A 24,872-nucleotide genomic window follows, 5' to 3' on the forward strand; every position below is an offset into this window, starting at 1 on the left:
AATCGCCTATCGGCGCTGTTTTTCGGCCCTAAAGCGGGCCCGAGACCGCCTCCGGCGGGAGGCCCGGCGACCCCTTCTTGGCCGTTTCGGCCTCTTTGACGAGCGCCAGGACCCGCCGGTTCAGCGGGGTGGGATGCCCGACCTGATCCGCCAGCCGGATGATTTCCCCTTGGAGATAGTCGATTTCGGTGTGCCGGCCGGCCTGCAGGTCTTCCCACATGGACGAGCGGGCGTTCTTGTCCATGGAGAGCATCCGCTTGGCGGCGACCCGGAACAGGGCGTCAGGGAGTCGCAGGGCCAGCGCCAAGACCCGCTGCGGCACGCCTTCATAGGGTGCGTACCGGATCCCGGCGGCATTCAGGACCGCCAGGCCCTCGCCGAGCTGCCGGGCCACGAGCGCCCGCCAACGCCTGTCGCCGAACTGCTCGACGATCGGCAGGCCCGATAGGGCATTGAGCCCGTTGTTCAGATTGACCAGCAGTTTGCCCCACAACACCGCTTCGATGTCGTCTCGCTCGGCGACCGGCATGTGTTGAACGTCGAGCACGGACCGCAGCCCTGTCGTCGTCGTCTCGACCTGGATCACCCCGCCGCTCGCGCGGTGAAAGCGCGGCGGGGCATCGGCCGGCCGGTTCTGAACCACATTGAATGGGACCATCGCGTCGACCACGCGCTCGGATCCGAGGTGCTCCCGCAGAATGCCCGCGTTGGAGACGCCGTTCTGCAGGCTCACGGCGACGGCATCATCGCCGGCGTGCTCCGCGATCAGGGCGGCCATCGCTTCGGTATCGTGGGACTTGACGGCGACGAGGATGAGCTTCGCGCCCGCGAGGGCCTCGGACGGTGCCGTGCTGAGCGTGAGCCGATCCGGGCTGAGGTCGATGTCGTGCCCCTCCAAGTCGGAGCAATGGAGACCGTGCCGGGAAATCTCGGCGGCGAGCGCGGGCCGGGTCAGCAACGTGACGTTCCGCCCGGCTGCGGCGAGACGCGCGCCGACATAGCAGCCCACGCTGCCGGCACCGGCAACCGTGATGGGAAGGTCGTTCGTTTCGGTCATGAAAGCCGGCCCGGCCCGATGGAAGGAAATGAGCCCATATCCTGGTGTGATGGCCGCTTTATGGATGGGCCCGGAATTCGACGGTACGGCCTCGGGCAGGCTATAGTAATCTACCTGGCTTGGGATGGGTGTTGCACGAATGGGCGCAGCCGAAGGCTGCCGATCTGCGCAAAACGGGGACTGCGCACGTCATGTATGAAGAGTTCGACGGTCTTATTTCCGGTGTGCCCGCGAAAGGGGTGACCGGTGCCGACAGGGAGAACCCGCGCGGGGGCGCAATGATCCGGCCATCAAACTTGGCCAATCATCCACACGATCTTCGCGACAAGGCCAAGCGGCATCTCCCCGCGATAGTCTTCGATTTTCTCGAGGGCGGGTCCCATGACGAAATCACCATGCGGCGGAACCGGGCGGACTTCGATGCTGTGCGCCTTCGCCAGCGCGTGTTCGACCATCCCGTCATCCGGACCACGCGCACCACGCTATTCGGGCAGGTCGCGTCGATGCCTGTCGCTCTGGCCCCGATCGGCATGGGCGGCGCATTTCATCCGCAAGGGGAAGTTCACGCCGCGCGCGCGGCCTCGGCCTTCGGCGTGCCCTATTGCCTGAGTTCGTTGGCCTCGTGCTCGATCGAGGAGGTCGCCGCCGCCGTCGAGACGCCATTCGTGTTCCAGCTCTATTTGATGAAAGATCGCGAGATCAATGCATCGCTATTGCAGCGGGCGGAGCAAGCCAATTGCCCGGCGCTGATGGTCAATGTCGACACGGCCGTGCAGGGACGCCGCAACCGCGATCTCGATAACGGTGTGAGCATTCCGTTGAATTTGCGGATTTGGCAGTTGTTGGACATCGTGCGCCGGCCCAGATGGGTCTGGCGCTATCTGCGCAACAAGCCGTCGCTCGGCAACCTCGCGGCCTACTGCCCGGATGGGCAGGACCTCCCCTCAGTCTCCGCCTGGGCCGAGCCGCGGTTCAAGGGAGCGGTCACCCGGGACGATCTCGAATGGCTGCGGAACAACTGGTCCGGCAAGCTGATCGTGAAAGGGGTTCTCGACCCCGAGGATGCGAAGATTGCCGCCGATCTCGGCGCGGACAGCGTAGTGGTGTCGAACCACGGCGGGCGGCAGCTCGACAGTGCCGCGAGCTCGATAGAGATGCTGCCGCGGGTGCGCGATGCTGTTGGAGATTCGGTGGAGGTGGTCCTGGACAGTGGCGTCCGTTCCGGCTTCGACGTGCTGAAGTCGCTCGGGCGCGGCGCGGATGGCTGCCTCTTGGGACGGGCTTACATCTACGGTCTCGCGCCCTATGGCGAGCGCGGCGTGGCGGCCGCGCTGTACCTGGTTGCGCAGGAACTCGACGAGGCGATGACGCTGACCGGAACGGCCGACGTCAACGCCTTGCCCGAGAATCTGGTTTTCGGCCCTTGAGGGGTCAGGTGCGCCAGGGATGCGCCGGCATCTCGGACACGCCGAGAACGGCGACACCTGCGGCCGCGACTTCATGATCGTTGTCGACCGTGCTGCCGCTCACGCCGATCGCGCCGACTAGGACGCCGTCCTCGTCGACGATCGGCAGGCCGCCCGGAAAGGTAATCAGCCCGTCGTTGGAGTGCTCGATCCCGTAGAGGGGCTTGCCGGGTTGCGAGAGCTGGCCCAGAGCGCCGGTCGCCATGCCGAAGAAGCAGGCGGTCGTCGCTTTCTTGATGGCAATGTCGATGGAGCCGACCCAAGCGTCGTCCATGCGCATGAAGGCCTTCAGATTGGCGCCGGAGTCGACCACGGCAATGCACATCTGCGTGTCCAGTTCGATGGCCTTCTTGCGGGCTGCTTCGATGACTTGTTCGGCATTCTCGAGATTGACGTGCATTCCTCATCTCCTCCTCGGTGGGTCAGGTTGCGTCCATCGGCAAGCCTGGGGATTCTTGTGTCAGCCGCTCGTGTGAGGCGTTTGGCCCCTGACGGTAGGCGGTTAGCATGTCACGCGATTGACCAGGGTGCCAGATGCTCAAGACGTAGGACGCTACGTCCTTGCGGCACGTGGCGATTCCACTTCTGGCCTTTATTGAAGTTCAAGTTCCCGTATGACGAACGACTCGCCTCAACCCTTTCCCTCAAAGATCAGCCAAAGCGCGACGCCCGCACGGGTACGTATCGCGCTCGCGATTCTGCTGCTCGGCATCTTCGCGTTGATGCAGCTGCGGCTGGGGGAAGAGCCTGCATCCGGTGACGTCCTGGCTTGGCGGGACGATGGGCGGCTCCACATCTTCGTGCATCCGGACTGCCCACATTGCCATGACGCGCGCGCGTTCCTCCGGGATCATCCTGAGATCGACGTCGACATTCATGACGTTTCAACACCGGCGAACGAACGGTTGTTCCGTGCGGTGGCCCGGGACTATGGCCTTTCCGAACAGGAGCTCGGCGTCCCTCTTTTCATTTTCGGCGACCAGCACATGCTCGGCTTCGACCGGCCCGAGACGACGGGGGTGGAATTGCTGGCGATGATGCGCGGGGCGGAGCGCGAGACTCCGCAGGCGGCCGGCCCTATCGATCTGCCCGTTTTCGGCACGATCGATCCCGACCGGTATTCGCTGGCCGGCTTGGCGGTGATCATGGGGTTGGCCGACGGCTTCAACCCATGTGCCATGTGGGTGTTGATCTACTTGATCTCGCTGATCGCGGGACTGCGGGACCGCGCGAAGATCTGGTGGCTGGTAGGGACCTTCGTACTCACCTCGGGCATTCTTTATTTCCTGCTGATGACCGCCTGGCTCAACGTATTCCTCGTGGTGGGCTATGTGCGGCCGCTCACCGAGTTCGTCGCGCTCCTCGCCATCGGGTTCGGCATCAGCCATCTCTATGAGCTGGCATGGACGCGCGGCGTAATCGAATGCGAGGTCGGTGACGTCGAGCAGCGGCAGCGGACCATGTCGCGCATCCGCGATGTCGTGGCGGCCCCTGTCGGTATCGTCAGTCTGGTGCTGATCGTCGGGCTGGCATTCGCGGTCAATGCCATCGAGTTTGTCTGCTCGGCCGCGCTGCCGGCCATCTTCACGCACGTGCTTGCGTTGAGCGACGTCTCCACGTTCGGCTACTACGCCTATATCGCGCTCTACGTCGTCTTCTTCATGCTCGACGATTTGATCATCTTCGGCTTGGCGGCTTTCGCCGTGCAGAGCTTCGTCGACACGCGCTATGCGGTGTTCAGCCGGTTCGCCGGCGGCCTGGTTCTGATCGGCCTCGGTGTATGGATGCTGATGCGCTAGGGCGCCTGTCAGAGACGCCTAGTAGAAGAGGCTGGAGACCGACTTCTCTTCCGCCGTGCGCGCGATTGCTTCGCCGAGCAGTGGGGCGATCGATAGGACGCGGATGTTGTGCGCGTTGATCACCGAGTCGCTGGGCATGATCGAATCGGTGATCACCAGCTCCTTCAACTGCGAGGCCATGACGCGGGCGATGGCGCCGCCGGACAGGACGCCGTGGGTGATGTAGCCGGTGACCTGCTTGGCTCCCTGTTTCAGAAGCGCTTCGGCCGCGTTCACCAGTGTGCCACCCGAATCGACGATGTCGTCCATCAGGATGCAGCTGCGTCCGGATACATCGCCGATGACATTCATCACTTCGGACTCCGCCGGGCCGTTCGCGGCGCTGTCGACAATGGCGAGCGGCGCATCGATGCGCTTCGCAAGGCCGCGGGCGCGAACCACGCCGCCGACATCCGGCGAGACCACCATGAGGTCATCGTTCCCCATGACCTCCTTGATGTCACCGACCAGCACGGGCGCGGCGAACAAATTGTCGGTCGGAATGTCGAAGAAACCCTGGATCTGGCCCGCGTGAAGGTCGAGCGTCAGAACCCGGTCGGCGCCGGCGCGAACGATCATGTTCGCGACGAGCTTCGCGGAGATGCGTCCGGGGCCCGGTTTCCGGTCCTGCCGCGCGTAGCCGAAATAGGGGATGACCGCCGTGATGCGCCGCGCGGACGCGCGCTTCAGCGCATCGCACAGGATCAGGAGTTCCATGAGGTGATCGTTGGCCGGGCGCGAGGTCGACTGGATGATGAAGACATCCTCGCCCCGGACGTTCTCCTGGACTTCGACGAATATCTCCTTGTCCGCAAACCGTCGGACAACGCAGCGCGCAAGTGGCGTATCGAGATAGTTGGAGATTGCCTCAGCGAGAGGGCGGTTGCTGTTGCCTGCAACCAGTTTCATGCTCTTGTTCCCCGAAACCCAGCCAATGTGAAGTCAGCCGAGGGCCTCCGACACACCCGGGCCGCTTTTAACAAGCGTGTGGCACCTCTGTAAACGTTCGAAGTTATCCATGCCCAGTTGTTATGGTCGCGGGCCGGCCGGCAGGGGCGCCGGAGACCCATGGGCGTCATTGAACCAGCTTCTTGATGCCGGGCACGGCGGCGCCGGCCGCGGCGTCGGCAATCGAGCCCCACGGACCGTTCAGCGAGCCTTTCGGGATGACGTTCTCCTGGGTCACAGTGCCCTTGACCGTGCCGCTCGGCTCCAGAACGCGCCAATCGATGCGGATTTTTTCCTTCGAAAGCCCAGCGGTGGTCAGCTTCACCGTGCCGTTGACCGTGTAGACGTTCGAGCCCCGGGTCACGACTTTGACCCCGGAGCTGCGCAGCTTCTTCTGAAGGGCCGACGCCAGGCTGCGGCTTCCATCGCCCGGGGCGCCGAGACGGACCCGATTTTGACGCCCGAGGGTTTCGGGGCGGAAGCCGTGCGGGAGTTGGACGCGGCAGCTGCCCCCGTGGCGACTGCGGCTCCGGTCGCCGCCGCGGTGCGGCCCGTAAAGGAGGAGGAAGAGGGCGAAGAGGAGGAACTGGCGGTGGGCTTCGCAGCACCGCCCCCACGTCCCCCCGGCAGGTTGGCAGCCAATTGCGAGGCCGTGCTGTTGGCGATGTTGGCCATGGCCGTGGAGTTCAACCCGCGCCAGGGATTGGAGCTGGATCCCCCGGACACGACCTCCTCGCCTGAGACCCGGGTAACGCGCTTGCCCGCCGCGTCGTCCACGTCCCACACATAAGAGATCCTGGAGCGGCTGCCTTCGGCGGCCGTCAGGAGATAGCCCCGAAGCGTGTATTCCGCTTCGGCGGAACCGCTGGGGAGGATGGTGAGATTGCGATCGGCCCCGGCGGTCTGAAGGGCCTGCGTCAACTGGCTTGTCACGTTCTTGGGCGGACCGACGACGGGGCCCATGGCGATCTTCGGGGAGCCGGCGAACAAGCCGCCGGCGCCCTGCATGATATTGCCCATGCCCGAACCGCCGCCGCAGCCTGTCAGAGACAGCGCGGCCGCGAGCAGCGCGGCGGCCGTCAGGACGAAGCCCAGGGCGTGTGTCGTTCTGTATCGCTTAGCGGCCAACCGCTCGCTCCCTCGTTGGCTGCACACGGTCTTGCGCGCTGCGCGCGTGCGCTCCCAACGTCGTTTCCAACCAGTGTTCTTTTGGCGGGGCCAACGTCTCAAGCCGGCCAGGTTGATAATTCCGGCCAACCATACTTGGCAGGCCCCGAGGGCGTCCAGACGCCCCGCCCGTCCCGGAGCCGACGGATCAGTCTATGGTGAATCCTAATCAGGTAAGCACGATGGCGGAAATTTGGCGGCCATAATCTGCCTCGCCGTGATGTTGCGACCGGCGATAGCTGTATAGGCGGGTTTCGTCGTAATAGGTGCAAATCCCAAGATCGTAGATATTGCTAACGCCGGCCCGGTCCAGCCGGTCGGCGACATAGGCGGGCAGGTCGAAATGCGGCTCCCCGGTGCCTTCGTCATTGGCGAAGAAGGCCTCGGCATCGGGCTCGGTCTCGAGGAAGCGGGCCTTGTAATCCTCGCCCACCTCATAGGCTCCCTGGCTGATGGCAGGGCCGATCGCCGCGACAATCCGTTCCGGTGCGGCGCCGAGCCCTGTCATGGCCTCGACCGTGGCCTCGGCGATCCCGGTGAAGGCGCCGCGCCAGCCCGCATGGGCCGCGCCGACGACGCGCGCTTCAGGGTCGCATAGAAGCACCGGAGCGCAGTCCGCCGTGACAATCCCGACGACGATACCCGGTGTGGCGGTGACCACCGCGTCGGCTTCGGGGCGGGTATCGGGCGTCCAGGTCTCGTCGGCCACGGCGGCGACGTTGGTGTGCTTCTGATAGACGGTCGCGAGTTTGTCTGGCGTCGCGCCCAGTAGTCTGGCGGCGCGCGTCCGGTTCTCCGTGACGGCGTCCGGTGCGTCGTTCGAGCCCACGCCGCAATTCAAGGATTCATAGAGGCCTTCCGACACGCCGCCGAGCCGCGTGAAGAACCCGTGGTCGATGCCGTCGATCTCGGCGAGAGTGCGGGCCTGAATTCTGAGTTTGTCGTCGGTGATCATTGGAGTGTGTTCAACGTCTCATGCAGTGTTTTCGAAAGCAGGGGGCGCCGGGAGGTCATTACTCGTGATCGCGAGCGCTTTGAAAAGCACGCCCATAGCCGCAGGGTCGACCAGACGCTCCGCCCCCGCCAAGAGTGCCTCACGCTGCTCCGGGGTTGCATCCCGGCACAGGCGTTCGAGCCGGGCTTCCAGGCCGAGCTCCAACAGGAGTGCGCGTTGCAGTTTGGGACCATAGGCGGCGAGACCTGCGCCACGCACCGCATCCTTCAATGCGCCGAAATCCACATGGGCCGTGAGGTCCACGGCGCCCGGCGCTTCGAGGGGATCGACGAATTTGTGCCGGGAGATGGCCTGGAGCGTGTCGCCGCATTCGGTCGCCTCGTGGCCGTAGTCGACGATCAGCGCGGCGAGCGGGGCAACCTCGGCCTTGGCCGCAAGGGCGGCGACCACGGCGTTGGCCGCGGTCCTGACCTCGAGGATCGACCCGTCGGGCCATTGCTGCAACTCGGCGTTCCGGCGCAAGCCCTCGACGGGGAGGGCAGGGCCGTCGCAAAACTCGAATCCGCCATTGGCGGCGATCCGCACGCAGCGTTCGCGCCACTCGCCGTCCCGCCAAATGAGCTGCCGGACCGGCAGTGCGTCGATGAACTCGTTGGCGAGCACGATCAGCGGGCCGGCCGGCACGGTCTCGATGGTATCGTGCCACGAAATCTCGACTCCGGAACCGGCGAGGGCTTCTTCCTGGGCGCGGCGGAGCGGCGGACTGGTCTCGACGAGGGCGACATGCACGCTGTCCATGAAGCCCGGCAGGCGCCGCAAGGCGCGTATCGCGTCGGCCATCAGCGTGCCGCGTCCCGGTCCGAGTTCGGCGAGGATCACCGGGTGTGGCGAGCCCATCGATTGCCAGACGGCGTAGGCCCATAGTCCCAGCAGTTCGCCGAACAGCTGGCTGACTTCGGGCGCCGTGATGAAGTCGCCGGCAGCCCCGATCGGTTGCTTCGAGGGATAGTAGCCGGCCGTCGCGTCGGCGAGGCACACATCCATGTAGCGCTCCACGCTGATCGGACCGATCCGCGCAATTTGCGCTTTCAGGCGCACGCTGAGCAGCGTGCTCTCCATGCTGGTCGGTGTTCGCGTCGGCGCCATGGTGCCGTCCGTCAGGCCGCGAGGGCCGCCTTCCGCCGGGCGCGCCAGATAAGCCAGACCCCGATGAGAAACATCGGAATCGAATAGGCCATGCCCGGTGTGAGAATTCCGATGTCGAGAGGATGTCCCGGATGCGGTTCGCGCGCGACCTCCTCGATGACGGAGCGGAATATCCCATAGAAGATGAGAAACAGGCCGAACACGGTGCCGGGCCGGTTCAGCTCCTTATAATAGTGTGTGGCGATCCGCAGGATGATGAATAGGACGACGCCTTCGAGCGCGGCCTCGTAGAGCTGGCTCGGGTGCCGGGGCAGATCGTCCACGCCTGGAAAGACCATGGCCCAGGACACATCAGTCGGGCGCCCATAGACTTCCGAATTGATGAAATTGGCGATGCGCCCGAAGAACAAGCCGAAGGGGGTGGCCGCCGAGGCGATGTCGCCGAGCGAGAGCGGGTTGATCCCTTGGGCCCTGGCGAAGAGATAGACGGCGGTCACGACGCCGAGCAGTCCGCCATGGAAGGACATGCCACCGTTCCAGATGGCCGGTATTTGCGTCGGGTTCTGCCAGAAGTAGCTGGGCTCATAGAACAGGACGAAGCCGAGCGTCCGCCTACCACGATGCCGAGCGTGATCCAGAGCAGGAAGTCGTCCGCCTGGCGCACCGTCATGGGCGGATTGCCGTTCCACAGATCGCGCGGGAGACGATCCGGCGCCCGTAGAGCCAGCCCGCGAGGATGCCCGCGAGATAGGCCAAGCCGTACCATCGGACCGAAACGGGTCCGACCGAGAAGGCACGGGATCGACGACGGGGAAGGGGATGACGAAAAGCTGCATGGTGCCTCGGGTAGATTAGTCGTGGCGACCCTCGGCTGCAGGCCCACCCCTGTCAAGCGCGCCCTTTGGCCCCGACGAATTGCCGCCGCGGACCCGCGCCGGTCCGCTTGCCTCAGCCAACGCGCTACGCAATAGTCCGCGCAAATGACAGTTTCGCTAAGCGAGGATCCGGCTTAAGCGCGGGTCTCGCATCACATTTTCGGAGGTTGCGTGCCATGACGCAGACCAGCGGTCGCTTGTTTGACGAGTTGGGTAAGCTTTTGACCGACGCGGTCGGCGCCGCCGACGGCGTGCGGCAGGAGGTCGAGGGAGTGATGCGCGGCCAGGCCGAACGAATCTTGAATGAACTCGACGTGGTGCAGCGTGAGGAGTTCGAGGCGGTCAAAGCCATGGCGCAAAAGGCGCGCGAAGAAAACGAGACCCTGAAAGCCCGTATCGCCGTGCTTGAGTCCAAGCTAGCTGTGGATAACCCGGGATAGCGCTTGGCGGAGAGTCGAGTCGAGTCTCCGATTCATCCACAGATTTCTTGCTCCATCCACAGCAATTCGACGCTGGGCGACTCAGGTGCCGTTTTGTGCGCGGACTCGCCGGGATATAACTGATTCATCTACTGATTCGCGGTTGCTGTTTCTTGTGCGCGGACCCCCTCAACGCGGGCCGAGAGGATACGCATGGCTTCTATGGAAGCGACTTACGACCACTTCAAAAACCCCGTGGACATGGTGGAGCAGATCGCCACCATCCGCGACTGGAGTTTCGAACGCAGCACCCCCGACGAGCTGTCCCTGACAGTCGCCGGGTCCTGGTGCGACTACCATGTCTCGCTGAATTGGCGAGAAGATCTGGAAGCGCTGCATCTCGCGTGCGCCTTCGATTTCCGGGCGACGCACGCGCGGCTCCCGGAGGTCTATCGGCTCATGGCCAATATCAATGAGCAGCTTTGGCTGGGGCACTTCGATCTGTGGCGGCAGGACGGCATGCTGCTGTACCGCAACGGATTGTTGCTGGCGGGGGCCAAGACCCATGTCGGGCAATGCGAGGGCCTGCTGACCGCGGCGCTCGAAGCCTGCGAGCGCTACTACCAGAGTTTCCAGTTCGTGCTGTGGGCTGGGAAGAGCGCCGAAGAGGCGCTTGCGGCCACGATGCTGGAGACGCAAGGAACCGCTTAGCAGGAAACAGTCAGCCACGATCGGCTTTGGGCGTGACCGGACACCGGGCGGCTGCTTAGATGGCCGGAAACGACAGGTGTTCCGATGAGGCAGGACCAAGCATGACGATTGCCTTGAGCGGCCCGTTGCTCCTGGTGGGTGCGGGCAAGATGGGCGGGGCGTTACTCGAGGCTGGCTGGCCGGGGATCGATCCCAAGGCCGTCTTTATCCAGGACCGGCGCTGCCGGAGAGCATCGGCGAATTGGTGGCCGCCCATGGGATCGTCGCAGGCGCGGCGCCTCGGTTGCCGCAACCGCCCGCCGTCATCGTCCTCGCCGTGAAGCCGGCCCTCGCCGGTGAGGTCCTGAGTGTGATCGCGCCGTCGGTCGGTGCCGAGACGGTTGTCCTGTCCATTGCGGCCGGGCGAACGCTCGAAAGTCTCGCCGATCCCCTGCCGGAAACCTGCGCCGTGGTGCGCGCCATGCCCAACACGCCGGCGCCGTCGGCGAGGGGATCACGGTCTGCGTCGCCAATGCCCACGTGAGCGAACCCCAAAGGCGGACGTGCGAGACGTTGCTCGCGGCCGTCGGCGATGTGGTCTGGGTCGACGAGGAAGCGTTGATGGATGCGGTGACGGCCGTCTCGGGCAGCGGTCCGGCCTATGTCTTCCACCTCGTCGAGTCCCTGGAGCAGGCTGGGCTGGAAGCGGGGCTGCCGCCCGAACTTGCCGCGCGTCTCGCCCGTGCGACTGTGGCGGGCGCCGGTGCGCTGCTGAAGCAGTCCGAACAGAACGCCACGACGCTGCGGACCAACGTGACCTCGCCCAACGGCACGACGGCGGCCGCGCTCGAAGTGCTCATGGAAGAGGACGCGCTTAAGAGGCTGCTCGCACGCGCGGTGGCGCAGGCTGCGAAACGGTCGCGGGAGTTGTCGTCCTGAGGCTTCTCCCGCGCGTCGTGCAGCGCCGGACCTCCCGTCTTTCGATGGCCACGAAATCGGCCTATCGTCCCTTTCAACAAGACGCCGAAACGAGTGTCCCATAGAGGAGTACGGCCATGTTCGAGGAATTCTCCAGACGGAACCGGGCGGTGATGGCGGCTATGTCGCTCGCGGCCAAGCGCGACTGGGGCGACGTCGGCCTCAACGATATCGCCAAGGAAGCGAATCTGAGCATCGCGGACCTGCGCCGGGAGTTCGTCTGCAAGAACGAAATCCTGCGCGCCTTCCAAACCGAGGTCGATGCTCAGGTCCTGGCGCGTACCAAACCCGCCGGACCCGACGACACCGTTCGCGATCAGGTATTCGAGGCTTTGATGACGCGCTTCGAGGTGATGGGGCCGCACAAAGAGGCGCTGAAGCGCATCGCGGCCTATCTGCGCTGCCGGCCGGGCGAGGCCTCGATGTTCGTGTGCTCGCGGATGGTCACGCAATATTGGACGCTCGCGAATGCTGGCGCGAAGCTCGACGGTCCGACGGCCTTGGTGCGCATCGCCGGCCTGTCCGCCGTCTACGGCAAGGCGTTCAGCATCTGGCTCGACGACGACTCGCCGTCGCTGGACAAGACCATGGCGACGCTGGATCGCGGTCTGACGAACGGGGAGCGCGGCATGCAAAGCCTGGAGAAGGCCTGCGAGACCGTGTGCGGGCTCGTGCGCGGCTTGAAGCGGAACTTCGGAGGCAAGGGCAAGCCCGACGGCAAGCCATCACCCGAGTCCGGGCCGGTTCCGTCTTCCGCTTAAAGGCTCAATGCGTTAGGCGGCAATCAGCTTCTTGCAGGCTTTGATGCACGCATTACAGGCGTCACCGCAGGCCTTGCACTCTTCGTGCTCGGCCGCGTGCTTGTCGCATTCCTTCGCGCAGTCGTCACACACATCGATGCAGACGCGGGCAAGCTCCTTGAGGCGCTTGGCGTCGGTTACAGCGTAGCGGGCGAGCGTCGCACACATCGGCAGCATCGCGTTGACGCTGACGAGGCAGTCCGTGAGCGACGTGTCGCCCGTACCCAGCACCTTGATGCAGTGTGCCACGCAGGCTTCGCCATAGCCTACGCAGTCCAGAGCCAGCTTTGTCAGGTCCTTGTGGCCGCCGCCGTGATGTTCGTGAGCGGCCTGTGCGGCGCTTCCGGCAAGCGGCATGGCAAGACCCGCAAGAGCGGCTCCGGCCAGGAGTTCGCGGCGGCTGGCGACGGGTGCATCGACGTCGTTGCCGTTTTCAGCTCTCGACTTTTTCATCTTAGGCCTCACTCATGTCGTCGGTCCCTCGGACCGTGGCGGCGTTTGCGGTTCCTTACTATACGTGGCTAGTACGGGAGTGGATCGTCGTCATCCGGACCGGAGAGGCTCTCAGGACCTTCGCCAGGGAGTTCTTCATCGATCGCATTCGGACCTAAGGGCTCTTCCCGGTCGTCGCCCAGCGCCTCTCCTTCCTGGAATTCTTTCTCCAGTTCTTCGTCGTCTTGTGCGTTTGTGGCCGCTTTGGCCTCGGCGGCCGCTTCGTTAGCGGGGAAGATCTTGTTGCCGTCTTGGCGGTGGACGTCCGCACCGCCTTCGCCGATATCGATCTGAATCTCCGAGCCCGGCATCTCGTCTTGCTGGAAGCCGTCCGGCTCCGCCTCGTTCTGGGCAAAGGCCGGGCCGGCCAACGCCAGGGCCGCGATGGCGGCAAGCCCGATAGACGCACGTTTCATGGAAGCACCTCCGAGTGACAAAATTAGACCGGGACTTTTAGCACGGCTTTCAGTCCGCCGAGAGAAGATTGATCGAGGGTGATGTCGCCACCGTGTATGCGGGTGATGTCGCGGGCGATGGCGAGCCCCAGCCCCGTCGATCCCGAATCCTGGTTACGCGCGTGGTCGATCCGGTAGAAGGGCCGGAACACGAGCTCGCGTTCGTCTTCGGGGATGCCGGGGCCGTCGTCCTCGACCTCGATGGTCAAGACGCCATCCGCCTTCGCGGCCGTGATGCGCACGGTGTCCGCAAAGCGCGCGGCGTTGTTGACGAGATTCGAGATCGCACGCTTGAAAGCGTGGCGGCGGGCGCGCACGACGAGCGGCTCGTTCTTGATCCGGACCTCCACGGTCTTGCCTTCGAGATCGGTCTTGCCCCCATGGGCTTGAGAGCTGACCTCGTTCAAAACCTCGCTGATGTCCAAATAGCTGATGGCTTCGCCCGAGTCGCCCTTTGCAAAAGCCATGTAGTCCTCGAGCATGGCCTGCATTTCGTCGATGTCGGCCCGCATGGCCTCGAGTTCGGAGCCTTCCTCCATCATCGCGAGCTGCAGCCGGAAGCGCGTCAGGATGGTCCGGAGGTCGTGGCTTACACCGGCGAGCATGAGCGTGCGTTGCTCCACGTGACGTTCGATGCGGTCGCGCATCTCGACAAAGGCGTGGGCGGCCTGGCGGACCTCGCGCGCGCGCGCGGTTTGAAGTCCTGCGGCATCCGGGCGTCCCTTGCCGAAACTTTCGGCCGCATAGGCCAAGCGCAGGATCGGACGGATCTGGTTGCGCAAGAACAGAATGGCCACGGTGAGCAGGACGACGGACGTTCCCAGCATCCAGACGATGAAGATGTGGGAGTTGGACGCGTAGGTCTGGCTGCGCCGCGCCAGCACATGCATGACGGCGTCATCGAGCTTGATGCGGATGTCGACGAAGTCCGAGCGGCCGACCGTGTCGATCCAGAAGGGGCGGCCGATCCGCCGCTCCAACTCATCGGACAGGGTCGTATCCAGCAGGTCGAAGAACGGCTTCGAGCGGACTTGCGGCAGATCCTCGCCGGGGGCGAACCGCACGCGCAAGCCCAAATTCTTCGCCGCCAGCCCCGTCAGCATCGCGACGTTGTGCTTCTTCGGAAGCTCCTCGTACATGTCGATCAGCATGGCGATGTTCTGCACCGTGCCCGTCGACAGGCGATGGGTGACGGTTTGCCAGTGACGTTCCAGGAACACAAAGGTCAAGACCGACTGAAGCAGCACCATCGGGGCGATGATGATGATGAGGGCGCGCGCATAGAGGCCCTTCGGCATTTGCTCGCCGAAACGCGCCAACAGCCATTTGAGCGGGCCTTGCCGCTCGGCTTTGGCTTGCTCCTCGGGGAGCGGGCGGGCGGTATCGGAGACGGCGCTCATCACTCGGAATAGAGTATGTAGCCCTTGCCGCGCACGGTCTGAAGATAGACCGGATTGGCAGGGTCGTTTTCGATCTTGCGTCTTAGTCGATTGATCTGCACGTCCACTGCGCGTTCGCCGCCGATGTCGGCGTCTTTATCGGACCCCTTGGCGAGTTCGTGGCGGGACACCGGCGTTCCAGGCCGCTGCGCGAAGTAGCGCAGGAGTTCGCGCTCGCGTTCGGTCAGGCGCACGGTCTCGCCGTCGCGCTGCAGCTCGCCGCGGCTGATATGGAAAATGAAGTTGCCCATGCGGATTTCGCCCGACGGTGCGGCCTGGGCGCCGCGCTTCAGGATGTTGCCGATGCGCAGGAGCAGTTCGCGCGGGTCGAAGGGTTTTGCCAGATAGTCGTCGACGCCGGTTTCCAAGCCCTCGATGCGATGCTCGGGCTCGGCTCTCGCCGTCAGCATCAGGATGGGCACCGGGTTGTTTGCCCGCAGCGACTTGGCGAAGTCGATGCCCGATTCCTTCGGCATCATCACGTCGAGCACGATCAGATCGAAGGCGAGGCTGCGCATTTGGGCGCGGGCGCTCTCCGCATCGACGGCCATGGTCACCCGGAAGCCGCGGTCTTGGAGGTAGCGCCCCAGTAGATCCCGAATCCGGCTGTCGTCATCCACGATGAGGATGTGCTGCGCGTTGTCTTCCGGACCGGCCCCCTGTTGAGGTTTGGTGTGGATCGCGTGGGTCAACTGGGTTTGCCTTCGTCCTTGGGGTCCGCCGCAGGCTGATCGGAGTGCGTCGGGTTCGGATTCGTTATGGCGGACACTTTGGGCCGATCTTCGGCATTGATCATAGCTTCCAGAAAACGGCGAATTGCTGGCTCCCCCTCGGGGCCCGCAGCCTCCAGCGCCGCGCGAAGCCGCACCATCTGCGGCGCGGCCAAGCGCGCCGCGAGGGCTTTGCCGCTTTCGGTCGGGTAGAGCAGCCGCTCCCGGCGGTCCGCGGCGCCCGCCTCTGGGTGATGTAGCCTGATCGATCAGCTGCTTCAGCACGCGCGACAGGCTCTGCTTGGTGATGTTCAGGATATCCAGGAGGTCGGCGACGCGCAGGCCCGAGTGGCGCTTGACGAAGTGCAAGACCCGGTGATGGGCGCGGCCAAAGCCGAAATCCTTGAGGATTGCATCCGGATCGCCCGTGAAGTCGCGATAGGCGAAGAACAGGAGTTCCGCGAAGGAGTGGAGGTTGTCCTCGGTCAGCGCCTCGGCCGTGCGTTCGGCCGGTACCGCCGCCACATCCTCCATCGGGGCCTTGGTCAGGGCCTCTGGTGTTTCGCTCATGGTCTCGCTGCTGGCCACAACCGCTCCGTCCGCGCGGGTGCCCGCGCGCTTGTTTCCCGCAGTTTTGCGGCCACGGGAGAGTGGTGTATTTAGGTCAGTCATGTTGACATATATTTTGGCTTGGATTATGTCAGCCATGTTGACTTAATACCCCTTGATACGCCCCGCCGCACGTGTGCGCAATTGCTCTGACACGGTATCGTATGGCTGGATTTGGGGTGGAAATTACCCAGGGGTCAGACGCATTCGGAAAAACCGGCGCGCCCCTATTCTTGGAGGAGACCCATGCCGGGCTTTGATCAGCGTGACGGCTTGATTTGGTTCAATGGCGAGATGATCCCGTGGGATGATGCGCGGGTGCATCTGCTGACCCATGCCCTGCATTACGGCAGCGCCGTGTTCGAAGGCATGCGCGCCTATGACGGCGAGATCTTCAAGCTGACCGAGCACAATCAGCGCCTGCGCGAGTCCGCCGAGATCCTCGATTTCGAAGTGCCGTATACCGTCGCCGAGCTCGACAAGGCCGCGCGCGAGGTCATCGCCGCCAACAAACTCTCCAACGCCTATGTGCGCCCGCTGGCCTGGCGCGGCAGCGAGCAGATGGGCGTCTCGGCCCAGAAGACGAAGATCAACGTCGCCGTCGCTGCTTGGGAATGGGGCTCCTATTTCGATCCCGCCGCGATCGAGAAGGGCATGAAGCTGAAATTCGCCAAGTACCGCCGGCCGGATCCGGCGACGGCGCCGGTCCACAGCAAGGCGGCGGGTCTGTATATGATCTGCACCATCGAGAAACACCGCGCCGAGCGCGAAAGCTTCGCCGATGCGGTCATGCTGGACTGGCGCGGCTACGTGGCCGAATGCACGGGCGCGAACATCTTCTTCGTCAAGGACGGCGTCATCTACACGCCCACCGCCGATTGCTTCCTCAACGGCATCACGCGGCGCACGGTGATGGGTCTCGCCAAGCAGCGCGGTTGGGACGTGGTCGAGAAGCGCATCCTTCCCGAAGAGCTTGCGGACTTCACCGAGTGCTTCGTCACGGGCACGGCCGCCGAGGTCATGCCGGTCGGTTCCATCGGCGAGTACAGCTTCGTGCCCGGCGAGATCACGCGCACGCTCATGGCCGATTACGCCGCGCTCGTGCATCCCGCCAAGAGCATCGCCGCGGCGGGCTAACGGCCCCCCGCAGAAGCTCCCCAAATAGCGATTACGCTGGTTTTGTCGGTGGACCCTGCTTCGCCGGCCAGCTGCGCGCGCGGGCGCGCATCAGCAGCCCATAAAAAGAATGCGGCGATCTCCGGCCGAAGCCGAGAGACCGCCGCAAGGCTGAGATGAGGAAGCGCCCAGGCTCGGGCAGGGACGCTTCTGACATTCGGGCTGGGCGGCCGAACGTCATGAGTAGGTTCTAGCGGGTTCCCATCCTTGCATGAAGTGAGTTGTTTTCAGGGAAATAGATGCATCTCGATCAAGTATTGAAAGAGGTGATCGTGCGGCCCCGACCGTCAGCCCGGTCGCAAACAACCGGCTTCCCTTGCGCGCAAGCATGCTAGGATTTGCGGCGATGAAAGCGTTTGGCGAACAATTCCAGCAGCGCAGCACGAGAGAGCCCGACAAGAGCGATCCCAACACGCGTGAGCCCGTGCCCCGGTTCGACGGAGCCTTCCGCGCGCGGCTCTACGATCTCTTACGCTGGCGGCGGGACGTGCGGCGCTTCAAGCGCGACCCGCTCCCCGACGGCACGATCGACCGGCTGCTGGGTCTCGCGTGTCTCGCGCCTTCCGTCGGCCTCAGCGAGCCGTGGCGCTTCGTGCTGGTGGAGGATCCAGCGCGCCGCGCCGCGATCCGGGCGAATTTCGAGGCCTGCAACGCCGAGGCGCTGTCCATGCAATCGCCGGATAGGGCGGCGCTCTATGCGCGCCTGAAGCTGCAAGGCATGGACGAGGCGCCGGTGCAGATCGCGGTCTATGCGGACCGCGAGACGGTGCAGGGCTACGGGCTCGGCCGCATGACCATGCCCGAGACCATCGACTACTCGGTAGTGACGGCGGTGCACACGTTCTGGCTCGCCGCGCGGGCCGAAGGCATCGGCGTCGGCTGGGTGTCGATCATCGACCCGGCGGGCGTCACGGCGGCGCTCGACGTGCCGGAAGACTGGATCTTCATCGGCTATCTCTGCGTGGGCTATCCGCAAGCCGAAGACGACACGCCCACGCTGCAGCGCGCGGGCTGGGAACACCGCCACGCGACCGACGACGTGATCCTGCGGCGCTAGGCTACGCGGCGGAGTGTTCTCGGGCCTGTGCATAGGCCACGATCCGCGCCAGCCACTTTTCGTAGATCCGGTCCGTGAAGGCTGCATGCATCGCCACGCAACGCTTGGCCAGGGCTTCGCGAATCTGTTCGATGGATTGCACGCTCGGGACCGTGGGCTCGATGTCGTAGCCGTAGAGGTCCAGCCAGCTCTCGAGCAGTTCGGGTGTGACCTCCGGATGGGCGACCGTCGCCACCGTGTTGCCGAACGCATAGGCCTGTTCGGCACAGAACGGGCTCGAATAGAGCGGCGCCGCGCCGGGCGGCAGGGTGAAGGCCTCGTGGTGCCAGATGAGGATCTCGACCGGATCGGGCGTATCGGCGAGCCACTCCCGCGCCACCGGGTTGCCGCACTTCGTCACCTGCCACCAGCCGATTTCCTTATCCGGCATGGGCGCCACGGAGCCGCCCAGCGCCTTGGCGATGAGCTGGCTGCCCATGCAATGGCCCAGCATCGGCACGTCCTGGGCCGCGGCCTTGCGGATCAGCGCCATCTCGTCGAGCAGCCAGGGGAATTCGTCGTTGACGCTCATGGTGCCGCCGAGAAAGGCGAGGCCCGCCACGTCGTCGATGGTCTGCGGGACGGGATCGCCCTGGTCGATCCGCACCAATTCCCAGGGAACAGATTCGGCGTTGAGGAACTGCGTGAGACGGCCGGGATGAATCCAGTCTTCGTGGCGAAAAATGCGGATGGGCTTCATGAGGCGCGCCTTGGCAGTTGGTGAAATCTTCTCATGAACTTACAGTCGGAAAAGCGGCTGAAAAGCGATATGTTTTCATCGGGTGTTGAGAAGAATTCATCATGGTTGCGCACGTTCCGATACCGTCTCTGGCGGGGCTCCGGGCCTTCGAGGCCGTGGCGCGGCTCAGGAGCTTCCGCCGCGCGGCGGAAGAGTTGTCGGTGACCACGTCGGCGGTGAGCCACCAGGTGCGCGGCCTGGAAGAGGCGTTGAGCACCCAGCTCTTCGAGCGCGGGTCCCATGGCGTGACGGTCACCAGCGCCGGGCAGCGATTCCTCCCCGAGGTTCAGGCGGTCATGGACCGGCTCTCGCTCGCCATCGCCGATCTGCATGAGCGGAAGCCCAACGCGCCGCTGACGATCAGTATGCTGCCGACATTCGCGGTGCGCTGGATGATCCCGCGCGTCGCCGATCTCAAGCGCAAGCACCCCGAGATCGAGGTGCGGCTCGACGCGAGCATGGAGGCGGCGAGCTTCACGGGATCGGACGTGGATCTGGCCATCCGCTACGGGCAGGGGAATTGGCCGGGGCTTCATTGCGAACCGCTGATCGCCGAGCGGCTGATCCCGGTTTGCAGCCCCGCGCTGTTGGAGGGGCCGCGCCCGCTGAAAGAGCCGGCCGATCTCGCCCATCATGTTCTGCTGCGCAACGATGCCCATCCGGAAGACTGGCCGCTCTGGCTGAAGGCCGCGCGGCTCAAAGGCATCGATCTCGCTCGCGGGCCGCGCTTCGGCTATTCGGAGCTGCTGCTGCGCGCCGCGTCCGAAGGCCTCGGCGTCGCCGTCGCGCGGCAGCATCTGGTGGAGGCGGAACTCGAGGCCGGCAGCCTCGTCGCGCCGTTCGACATCACTCATGAAGTCGGGATCCGGTATTGGCTGGTTTGCCCGCCGCGCGCGCTGGACGATCCGCGCGTCGCGACGTTTCGCAAATGGCTGCTGGCCGAGGCAGGGCTGAACCAAGGGGGCGGCGGGGGCGGCGATGTCCCCCGAGTGCTAGTCTTTGCCGAAGCGTTCTTCTAGTTCCACCGCCGGATCCGGGAAGGTGCCATAGGGTAAGTCCTTATTGGCCACCCACTCGATGCATTTGGGAAGCTCTCCGTCCGTCTCGATGAATTCCTTCACCGCGTCATAGGCGCGAGGGAAGGGGATAAAGAGACCGATGGGCAGCTTCGTCTGATGGAGGTTTTCTACCCACTCTTTCAGGCGGCTCATGTCGCCGACGGACGTATACTCCTCCTGATAGCCGCCTCCGTGCTTATGGTAGATGAGCAGAACACCAAGGCCAGGCATGCCGTACAGATATAAATCGAGGTCGACCCGCTTCCCGGCAAGATGATCTTCATTGTCGGTGCCGTAGAGTCCTTCTCCAGTGAGCAGCGCGCCGTCGTTGCCGGTACTGTTGAACCACTCTCGTCCTGGCGGTGCGAAGAAAAAAGGCCTCAGTTCCTCTGGCCTTGGCCAGCCCTTCACGTCCTCCGAGTTGAAGTATGTCGTTTTTTTCATAATGCGATTGACTCCAACCAGTCACCATCGCGCGCGATCTCGACGATATCGCGTCCGGATCGAAGAGTCCGACGAACAGGTTGCCAAGACAAACTTCTACTACAAGAGCTAGAATAACGCTGATGCTTTTGGATCTGCGGCTGGGGCCCCGCGCTCAAATCGCTGCGCAACGGCGCGCGGGTCGTCAGGGTGCGGTGAGGGAGATAGGGCACCGGCATAGCTTTGGTGCTGCGCATGTGAACAGTTGCTCGGCGTTTCAAGCTACGAGGGTTCCTCATTGCCATGGGAAAAGAATCACCGACGCCGGAAGCAGATTTGCGCCGCGCCTATGTTCAGGCAGAATGATTTAGATTTGCCGAAGAGCACCTCAGAAACAAGCTGTCGCAAAGCGACAGTCCGATCGTGGGGGCGTACGTAGGATTGCCATCGCTCGTACTCAATGCATTTGCCTGCGAACTCTACTTGAAGACGCTGATCCTGTTGGAGGGAAACAAGCCCATACCAACACACAACCTTAAAAAGCTATTCAAAGCGCTCCGGGGCAAAACGCAGAAGGAGCTGGAACAAGGCTGGCTCAGCGACATCCCCACACAACACATGATTGCGGAGTTCTCGAAAGCGACAGGAGACGCATTGCCGACCGACCTCCGATCCGCGCTTGAGTCCGGAGGCACCGCTTTCCAATACTTGCGCTATGCTCATCAGACGGATCTGAGCCAAACCAAGTTCTTTCTCGGCAATCTTCCACGTTTGCTCAGGCAAGTTATTCACAGACGGAAGCCTGAATGGGTCAATCTAGGCCCTAGCTACGGCCCTCTACCCGTGTCGCAGGCTCCATGACCCACCACGCAGTTGGCGTCAGTTCGCGTCCGACAATGTGACGTTGTCAGCTGGGCTAGATGCGTCGGGTAGCCTACTCCTCCCGCCACCGTGCAGCGGCTTGGTCGTCCGTGTCTTTCGCTTCGACCCAGTGCTCGCCTTGCGGGCCCGTCTCGCGTTTCCAGAACGGCGCGGAGGTCTTGAGATAGTCCATGAGGAAGCGCGCCGCTTCGAAGGCCGCTTCGCGATGGGCCGAGGCGGTGACGACGAGCACGATGTTGTCGCCGGGCAGGAGCGTGCCCACGCGGTGGACGATCAGCGAGGCTTGCAGCGGCCAGCGCGATCTCGCTTCTTCTTCTATGCGCGCGAGCTCCTTCTCGGTCATGCCGGGATAGTGCTCGAGGGTCATGGCGGAGATTTCGCCCGCGCCCTCGCGAAGCGCGTCGCGCACGGTGCCGGTGAAGGTGACGATGGCGCCGATGTCGGTTCGGACTTTGCCCGAGGAGCCTTTGCGCAGCGCCTCGATCTCTTCGCCGATATTGAAGTCGCCCTCTTGGACGCGGATCACGGCGCGCCTCCTCTCGAAGCTAGCCGCCCGTGACGGGCGGGAAGAAGGCGATCTCGCGTGCCCCCGCGATGGAGGCGTCGGCGCGCGCATGGGTCTGATCGACGGCGGCGCGGATCGTCTCTTCTTGCGCGAAGGCATTCTCGAACTCGGGCCCGCGTGTCTTCAGCCAGGCGATGACGTCGGCGACCGTGCCGGCGCTTTCCGGCAGCTCCACGTCTTCGGACGCGATGCCGGTCTTTTCCTTCACCCAGGCGAAGTAGAGGAGGCGTGTCATTGCTTGGTTGCGCCTATTTCTCGTCGGGCATGAGATGGCGCAGCGTGGCGCGCAAATAGTCGTAGCCGGTGTAGAGCGTGAGGATCGCGGCGATCCACAACAGCGTCAGGCCGAAATTGGTGGTGTAGGACCAGACCTTGTCGCCGGCAGGGCCCGCCAGCAGGAAGCCGATCGCGACCATCTGCACCACGGTCTTCCACTTGGCGAGATTGGTGACGGGGACGCTGACGCTCAAGCCCCCGAGGAATTCGCGCAGGCCCGAGACCAGGATCTCGCGGGAGAGGATGATGACGCCGGCCCAGAGCGACCAGCCGGCGATCGTTCCGTTCGCGGCCAGCATCAGCAGGGCCGCGGCGACAATCAGCTTGTCGGCGATGGGGTCCAGCATCTGGCCGAGCTTGCTTTGCTGCTGCCAGGCGCGGGCGAGATAGCCGTCCAGGAAGTCGCTGACGCCCGCGGCGATGAAGATCCACATGGCGAGCCAGCGGCCCCAATCGGCCTCGATGAAGAAGCAGGCGACCATGGCCGGAACGGCGACGATGCGCCCATAGGTCAGGATATTCGGCAGGCTGCTGTAATGCCGCCGATCCGCGTTGTGGCCACCGGGAACGCCCCGTCCCGCCAATCCTTGTTCCGACATGTCGTGATCACTCAACTGAAGTTCGTGCCTCCCAACATAACGCAATGGGCGGCGCTGCTAACCGCGTTCATGGAAAAAATCGTAGATCGTTTTCGCCATGTGTTCGCTGATGCCGCCAACGCTCTCCAAATCGGCGATTCCCGCCCGGCTCACGGCCTTGGCGGAGCCGAAATGCTGGAGCAGGGCCCGCTTGCGAGTGGGGCCGATGCCCGGCACCTCGTCGAGGGGCGAGGCGGTGATGCCTTTTTTCCGCCTTGTGCGGTGGGCGCCGATGGCGAAGCGGTGCGCTTCGTCCCGCAGGGTCTGGATGCAATAGAGCACCGGATCGCGCGGCTCGAGCATCAAAGTCTCCTTGCCTTTGCGGTAGATGCGCTCGCGCCCGGCGTTGCGGTCCGGGCCTTTGGCCACGGCTGCCAGATTGATGTCGGTCAGGCCGAGCTCCTCCAGGACGTCGTGGGCCGCGGAGAGCTGGCCGGGGCCGCCGTCGATCAGAACCAGGTCCGGCATGGACCATTTGTCTTCGTCGTCGTTCTCGCGCTCTTTCAGAAGACGGCTGAAGCGGCGGGTCAGCATTTGCCGCATCATGGCGTAGTCGTCGCCGGGGGTGAGGCCGTCGCCCTTCATATTGAATTTGCGGTATTGGGCCTTTTGGAAGCCTTCGGGCCCGGCCACGATCATGGCGCCGACGGGGTTTGTCCCCGAAATATGGCTGTTGTCGTAGACTCGACGCGCTCGGGCGGCTCCTCCAGATCGAGAGCCTCGGCCAGTCTTCTATATATGTCGCGCTGCGAGGCGTGTTCGGCGAGACGTCTTCCTAAGGCTTCCTGCGCGTTCGTCCGCACATGCTCGACCAGGTCGCGCTTCTCGCCGCGCTGGGGCGTCAGCACCTCGACCTTGTGCCCGGCCTTCAGTTCCAGGGCGGCCGCCAGCAGGCTTTGGCCCGCGATTTCGTGGCTCAGCAGAATGTGCCGGGGCGGCGGCTTGTCGTCGTAGAACTGCGCGATGAAGGCTTCGAGCACCTCCTCCGCGGGCAGGGCCTTGTCCGCGCGCGGGAAATAGGCCCGGTTGCCCCAATTATTGCCCGCCCGGAAGAAGAAGACCTGGATGCAGGTCTGCCCCGCCTCCTGGTGGGCCGCGAACACGTCGGCGTCCTTCACCGTGTGCGGGTTGATGCCCTGATGCGACTGGATATGGCTCAGCGCCGTCAGCCGGTCGCGGAACCCCGCCGCGCGCTCGTAGTCCTGGGCCTCGCTCGCCTCTTCCATGAGGGCGCGCAGGCGATGCTTCACCTCATCGCTTTCGCCGCGCAGGAACCCCAGCGCCTCGTCGAGAAGCTCGCCATAGGCTTCTTCGGAGATCTCGCCGGTGCAAGGCGCGCTGCATCTCTTGATTTGATAGAGCAGGCAGGGGCGGGTGCGGGCCTCGTAGTAACCGTCGGAGCACGACCGCAATAGAAAGGCGCGCTGCAAAGTATTGATGGTCCGCCCCACTGCACCGGCCGACGCGAAGGGGCCGAAATAGTCGCCTTTGCGGTTGCGTGCCCCGCGGTGCTTCAGGATCTGCGGCACCGGGTGGTCGCGCGCAATCAGAATGAAGGGAAACGATTTGTCGTCCCGCAGCACCACGTTGTAGCGGGGCTTCAGCCGCTTGATGAGGTTCGCCTCCAGGAGGAGCGCCTCCATCTCGGTCTTGGTGGTCACGAACTCCATGGCCGCCGTGTCGGCGATCATGCGGGCGATACGATTGTTGTGGCCGGTGCCGCGCGCGTAGCTCTGGACGCGCTTCTTCAGGTGCCGCGCCTTGCCCACATAGAGAACCTGTCCGTCCGCATCGAACATGCGATAGACGCCGGGGCCGGGCGGGGCGAGCTTCGCATGGCGCGCGATGACGGCGGCTCCCGTCTCGGGAATCGCGTCCGGTTCCCGCTGCAGCGGCGGGTTTGCGCTTTCGCTATCAGAGCTTTCCGGTGTCATGGAATCGTATTGTGTTGGCGCCGACGTCTCCGCGGGGCACA

The 24,872-nt window shown here is 64.2% G+C and carries 25 protein-coding genes and 3 pseudogenes; 10 read left to right on the top strand and 18 right to left on the bottom strand.

The window, feature by feature from the left end; genetic code table 11:
* Positions 1–28: 28 nt before the first annotated feature.
* Positions 29–1,057: a 2-dehydropantoate 2-reductase gene (locus AUC70_RS01730; protein ID WP_069443316.1), complete on the bottom strand. Its 1,029-nt coding sequence runs from the start codon at positions 1,055–1,057 to the stop codon at positions 29–31.
* A 191-nt stretch (positions 1,058–1,248) separates the two neighbouring features.
* Here AUC70_RS01730 and AUC70_RS01735 point away from each other — a divergent pair, with 191 nt between their 5' ends.
* Positions 1,249–2,484, top strand: a complete 1,236-nt coding sequence (locus tag AUC70_RS01735; RefSeq protein WP_141701891.1) for an alpha-hydroxy acid oxidase — start codon at positions 1,249–1,251, stop codon at positions 2,482–2,484.
* A gap of 4 nt (positions 2,485–2,488) precedes the next feature.
* On the opposite strand, the gene AUC70_RS01740 is transcribed toward AUC70_RS01735, so the two are convergent.
* Positions 2,489–2,923, bottom strand: coding sequence for a GlcG/HbpS family heme-binding protein (locus AUC70_RS01740; RefSeq protein ID WP_069443317.1), 435 nt, complete (start codon positions 2,921–2,923; stop codon positions 2,489–2,491).
* Positions 2,924–3,137: 214 nt separating this feature from the next.
* On the opposite strand from AUC70_RS01740, the gene AUC70_RS01745 reads away from it, so the two are divergent.
* Positions 3,138–4,322: a thioredoxin domain-containing protein gene (locus AUC70_RS01745; RefSeq protein ID WP_069443318.1), complete on the top strand. Its 1,185-nt coding sequence runs from the start codon at positions 3,138–3,140 to the stop codon at positions 4,320–4,322.
* A gap of 18 nt (positions 4,323–4,340) precedes the next feature.
* On the opposite strand, the gene AUC70_RS01750 is transcribed toward AUC70_RS01745, so the two are convergent.
* The 6 genes and pseudogenes from AUC70_RS01750 to lgt all read right to left on the bottom strand — a co-directional run bounded on the left by AUC70_RS01750 (position 4,341) and on the right by lgt (position 9,413).
* On the bottom strand, positions 4,341–5,270 hold the full coding sequence (locus tag AUC70_RS01750) for a ribose-phosphate pyrophosphokinase (protein WP_069443319.1): 930 nt from the start codon (positions 5,268–5,270) through the stop codon (positions 4,341–4,343).
* Positions 5,271–5,436: 166 nt separating this feature from the next.
* A complete protein-coding gene (locus AUC70_RS01755; protein WP_069443320.1) occupies positions 5,437–5,673 on the bottom strand; it encodes a hypothetical protein in 237 nt (78 codons plus the stop codon).
* The gene (locus AUC70_RS01760; protein WP_141701892.1) at positions 5,670–6,437 is read right to left on the bottom strand and encodes a hypothetical protein; all 768 of its coding nucleotides are present in this window, start codon (positions 6,435–6,437) and stop codon (positions 5,670–5,672) included. The genes AUC70_RS01755 and AUC70_RS01760 overlap by 4 nt, the downstream gene beginning before the upstream one ends.
* A gap of 208 nt (positions 6,438–6,645) precedes the next feature.
* A complete protein-coding gene (gene pgeF / locus AUC70_RS01765) occupies positions 6,646–7,431 on the bottom strand; it encodes a peptidoglycan editing factor PgeF (RefSeq protein ID WP_069443322.1) in 786 nt (261 codons plus the stop codon).
* Between the two features lie 18 nt (positions 7,432–7,449).
* Positions 7,450–8,577: a class I SAM-dependent methyltransferase gene (locus AUC70_RS01770; protein ID WP_244505456.1), complete on the bottom strand. Its 1,128-nt coding sequence runs from the start codon at positions 8,575–8,577 to the stop codon at positions 7,450–7,452.
* An 11-nt stretch (positions 8,578–8,588) separates the two neighbouring features.
* Positions 8,589–9,413: pseudogene (lgt, locus tag AUC70_RS01775) on the bottom strand (prolipoprotein diacylglyceryl transferase).
* Positions 9,414–9,628: 215 nt separating this feature from the next.
* Between lgt and AUC70_RS01780 the strand changes: the two are divergent.
* From AUC70_RS01780 to AUC70_RS01795, 4 genes and pseudogenes are all read left to right on the top strand, one after another.
* Entirely contained in the window at positions 9,629–9,892 is a 264-nt protein-coding gene (locus AUC70_RS01780) for an accessory factor UbiK family protein (RefSeq protein ID WP_069443324.1), read from the top strand.
* A 192-nt stretch (positions 9,893–10,084) separates the two neighbouring features.
* Positions 10,085–10,582 (top strand): type III secretion system chaperone family protein, encoded by a 498-nt coding sequence (locus AUC70_RS01785; protein ID WP_069443325.1) that lies wholly within the window; start codon positions 10,085–10,087, stop codon positions 10,580–10,582.
* Between the two features lie 101 nt (positions 10,583–10,683).
* Positions 10,684–11,500: pseudogene (proC, locus tag AUC70_RS01790) on the top strand (pyrroline-5-carboxylate reductase).
* 116 nt (positions 11,501–11,616) lie between these two features.
* On the top strand, positions 11,617–12,300 hold the full coding sequence (locus AUC70_RS01795) for a TetR family transcriptional regulator (RefSeq protein WP_141701893.1): 684 nt from the start codon (positions 11,617–11,619) through the stop codon (positions 12,298–12,300).
* A 12-nt stretch (positions 12,301–12,312) separates the two neighbouring features.
* On the opposite strand, the gene AUC70_RS01800 is transcribed toward AUC70_RS01795, so the two are convergent.
* From AUC70_RS01800 to AUC70_RS18490, 4 genes are all read right to left on the bottom strand, one after another.
* On the bottom strand, positions 12,313–12,792 hold the full coding sequence (locus tag AUC70_RS01800; protein WP_069443327.1) for a four-helix bundle copper-binding protein: 480 nt from the start codon (positions 12,790–12,792) through the stop codon (positions 12,313–12,315).
* 68 nt (positions 12,793–12,860) lie between these two features.
* Positions 12,861–13,247, bottom strand: coding sequence for a hypothetical protein (locus tag AUC70_RS01805; RefSeq protein ID WP_069443328.1), 387 nt, complete (start codon positions 13,245–13,247; stop codon positions 12,861–12,863).
* A gap of 23 nt (positions 13,248–13,270) precedes the next feature.
* Positions 13,271–14,686 carry an ATP-binding protein gene (locus AUC70_RS01810; RefSeq protein ID WP_069443329.1) on the bottom strand — a complete coding sequence of 472 codons (1,416 nt, stop codon included), beginning with the start codon at positions 14,684–14,686 and terminating at the stop codon, positions 13,271–13,273.
* Positions 14,686–16,005, bottom strand: a complete 1,320-nt coding sequence (locus tag AUC70_RS18490) for a response regulator (RefSeq protein WP_342021941.1) — start codon at positions 16,003–16,005, stop codon at positions 14,686–14,688. The genes AUC70_RS01810 and AUC70_RS18490 overlap by 1 nt, the downstream gene beginning before the upstream one ends.
* A 285-nt stretch (positions 16,006–16,290) precedes the next feature.
* Here AUC70_RS18490 and AUC70_RS01820 point away from each other — a divergent pair, with 285 nt between their 5' ends.
* Both AUC70_RS01820 and bluB read left to right on the top strand, forming a co-directional pair.
* A complete protein-coding gene (locus tag AUC70_RS01820; protein WP_069443330.1) occupies positions 16,291–17,181 on the top strand; it encodes a branched-chain amino acid aminotransferase in 891 nt (296 codons plus the stop codon).
* A gap of 385 nt (positions 17,182–17,566) precedes the next feature.
* Positions 17,567–18,277: a 5,6-dimethylbenzimidazole synthase gene (bluB, locus tag AUC70_RS01825; protein ID WP_083241159.1), complete on the top strand. Its 711-nt coding sequence runs from the start codon at positions 17,567–17,569 to the stop codon at positions 18,275–18,277.
* A gap of 1 nt (position 18,278) precedes the next feature.
* On the opposite strand, the gene AUC70_RS01830 is transcribed toward bluB, so the two are convergent.
* Entirely contained in the window at positions 18,279–19,016 is a 738-nt protein-coding gene (locus tag AUC70_RS01830; protein ID WP_069443331.1) for a type 1 glutamine amidotransferase, read from the bottom strand.
* Between the two features lie 101 nt (positions 19,017–19,117).
* On the opposite strand from AUC70_RS01830, the gene gcvA reads away from it, so the two are divergent.
* Positions 19,118–20,074, top strand: coding sequence for a transcriptional regulator GcvA (gcvA, locus tag AUC70_RS01835; RefSeq protein ID WP_069443332.1), 957 nt, complete (start codon positions 19,118–19,120; stop codon positions 20,072–20,074).
* Here the strand turns inward: gcvA and AUC70_RS01840 are convergent.
* On the bottom strand, positions 20,048–20,557 hold the full coding sequence (locus tag AUC70_RS01840) for an Imm1 family immunity protein (protein ID WP_069443333.1): 510 nt from the start codon (positions 20,555–20,557) through the stop codon (positions 20,048–20,050). The genes gcvA and AUC70_RS01840 overlap by 27 nt on opposite strands.
* 462 nt (positions 20,558–21,019) lie before the next feature.
* Here AUC70_RS01840 and AUC70_RS01845 point away from each other — a divergent pair, with 462 nt between their 5' ends.
* Positions 21,020–21,397: a hypothetical protein gene (locus AUC70_RS01845; RefSeq protein WP_069443334.1), complete on the top strand. Its 378-nt coding sequence runs from the start codon at positions 21,020–21,022 to the stop codon at positions 21,395–21,397.
* Between the two features lie 73 nt (positions 21,398–21,470).
* Here the strand turns inward: AUC70_RS01845 and moaE are convergent, their stop codons facing one another.
* The 4 genes and pseudogenes from moaE to uvrC form a co-directional block, all read right to left on the bottom strand.
* Entirely contained in the window at positions 21,471–21,944 is a 474-nt protein-coding gene (gene moaE, locus AUC70_RS01850) for a molybdopterin synthase catalytic subunit MoaE (RefSeq protein ID WP_069443335.1), read from the bottom strand.
* 19 nt (positions 21,945–21,963) lie between these two features.
* On the bottom strand, positions 21,964–22,218 hold the full coding sequence (gene moaD / locus AUC70_RS01855) for a molybdopterin converting factor subunit 1 (protein ID WP_069443336.1): 255 nt from the start codon (positions 22,216–22,218) through the stop codon (positions 21,964–21,966).
* 13 nt (positions 22,219–22,231) lie between these two features.
* Positions 22,232–22,873: a CDP-diacylglycerol--glycerol-3-phosphate 3-phosphatidyltransferase gene (pgsA, locus tag AUC70_RS01860; protein ID WP_244505457.1), complete on the bottom strand. Its 642-nt coding sequence runs from the start codon at positions 22,871–22,873 to the stop codon at positions 22,232–22,234.
* A gap of 42 nt (positions 22,874–22,915) precedes the next feature.
* Positions 22,916–24,831, bottom strand: a pseudogene (uvrC, locus tag AUC70_RS01865) (excinuclease ABC subunit UvrC).
* Between the last annotated feature and the right edge of the window lie 41 nt (positions 24,832–24,872).

Origin of the sequence: Methyloceanibacter stevinii (genome assembly GCF_001723355.1) — a bacterium.
GTDB lineage: Bacteria > Pseudomonadota > Alphaproteobacteria > Rhizobiales > Methyloligellaceae > Methyloceanibacter > Methyloceanibacter stevinii.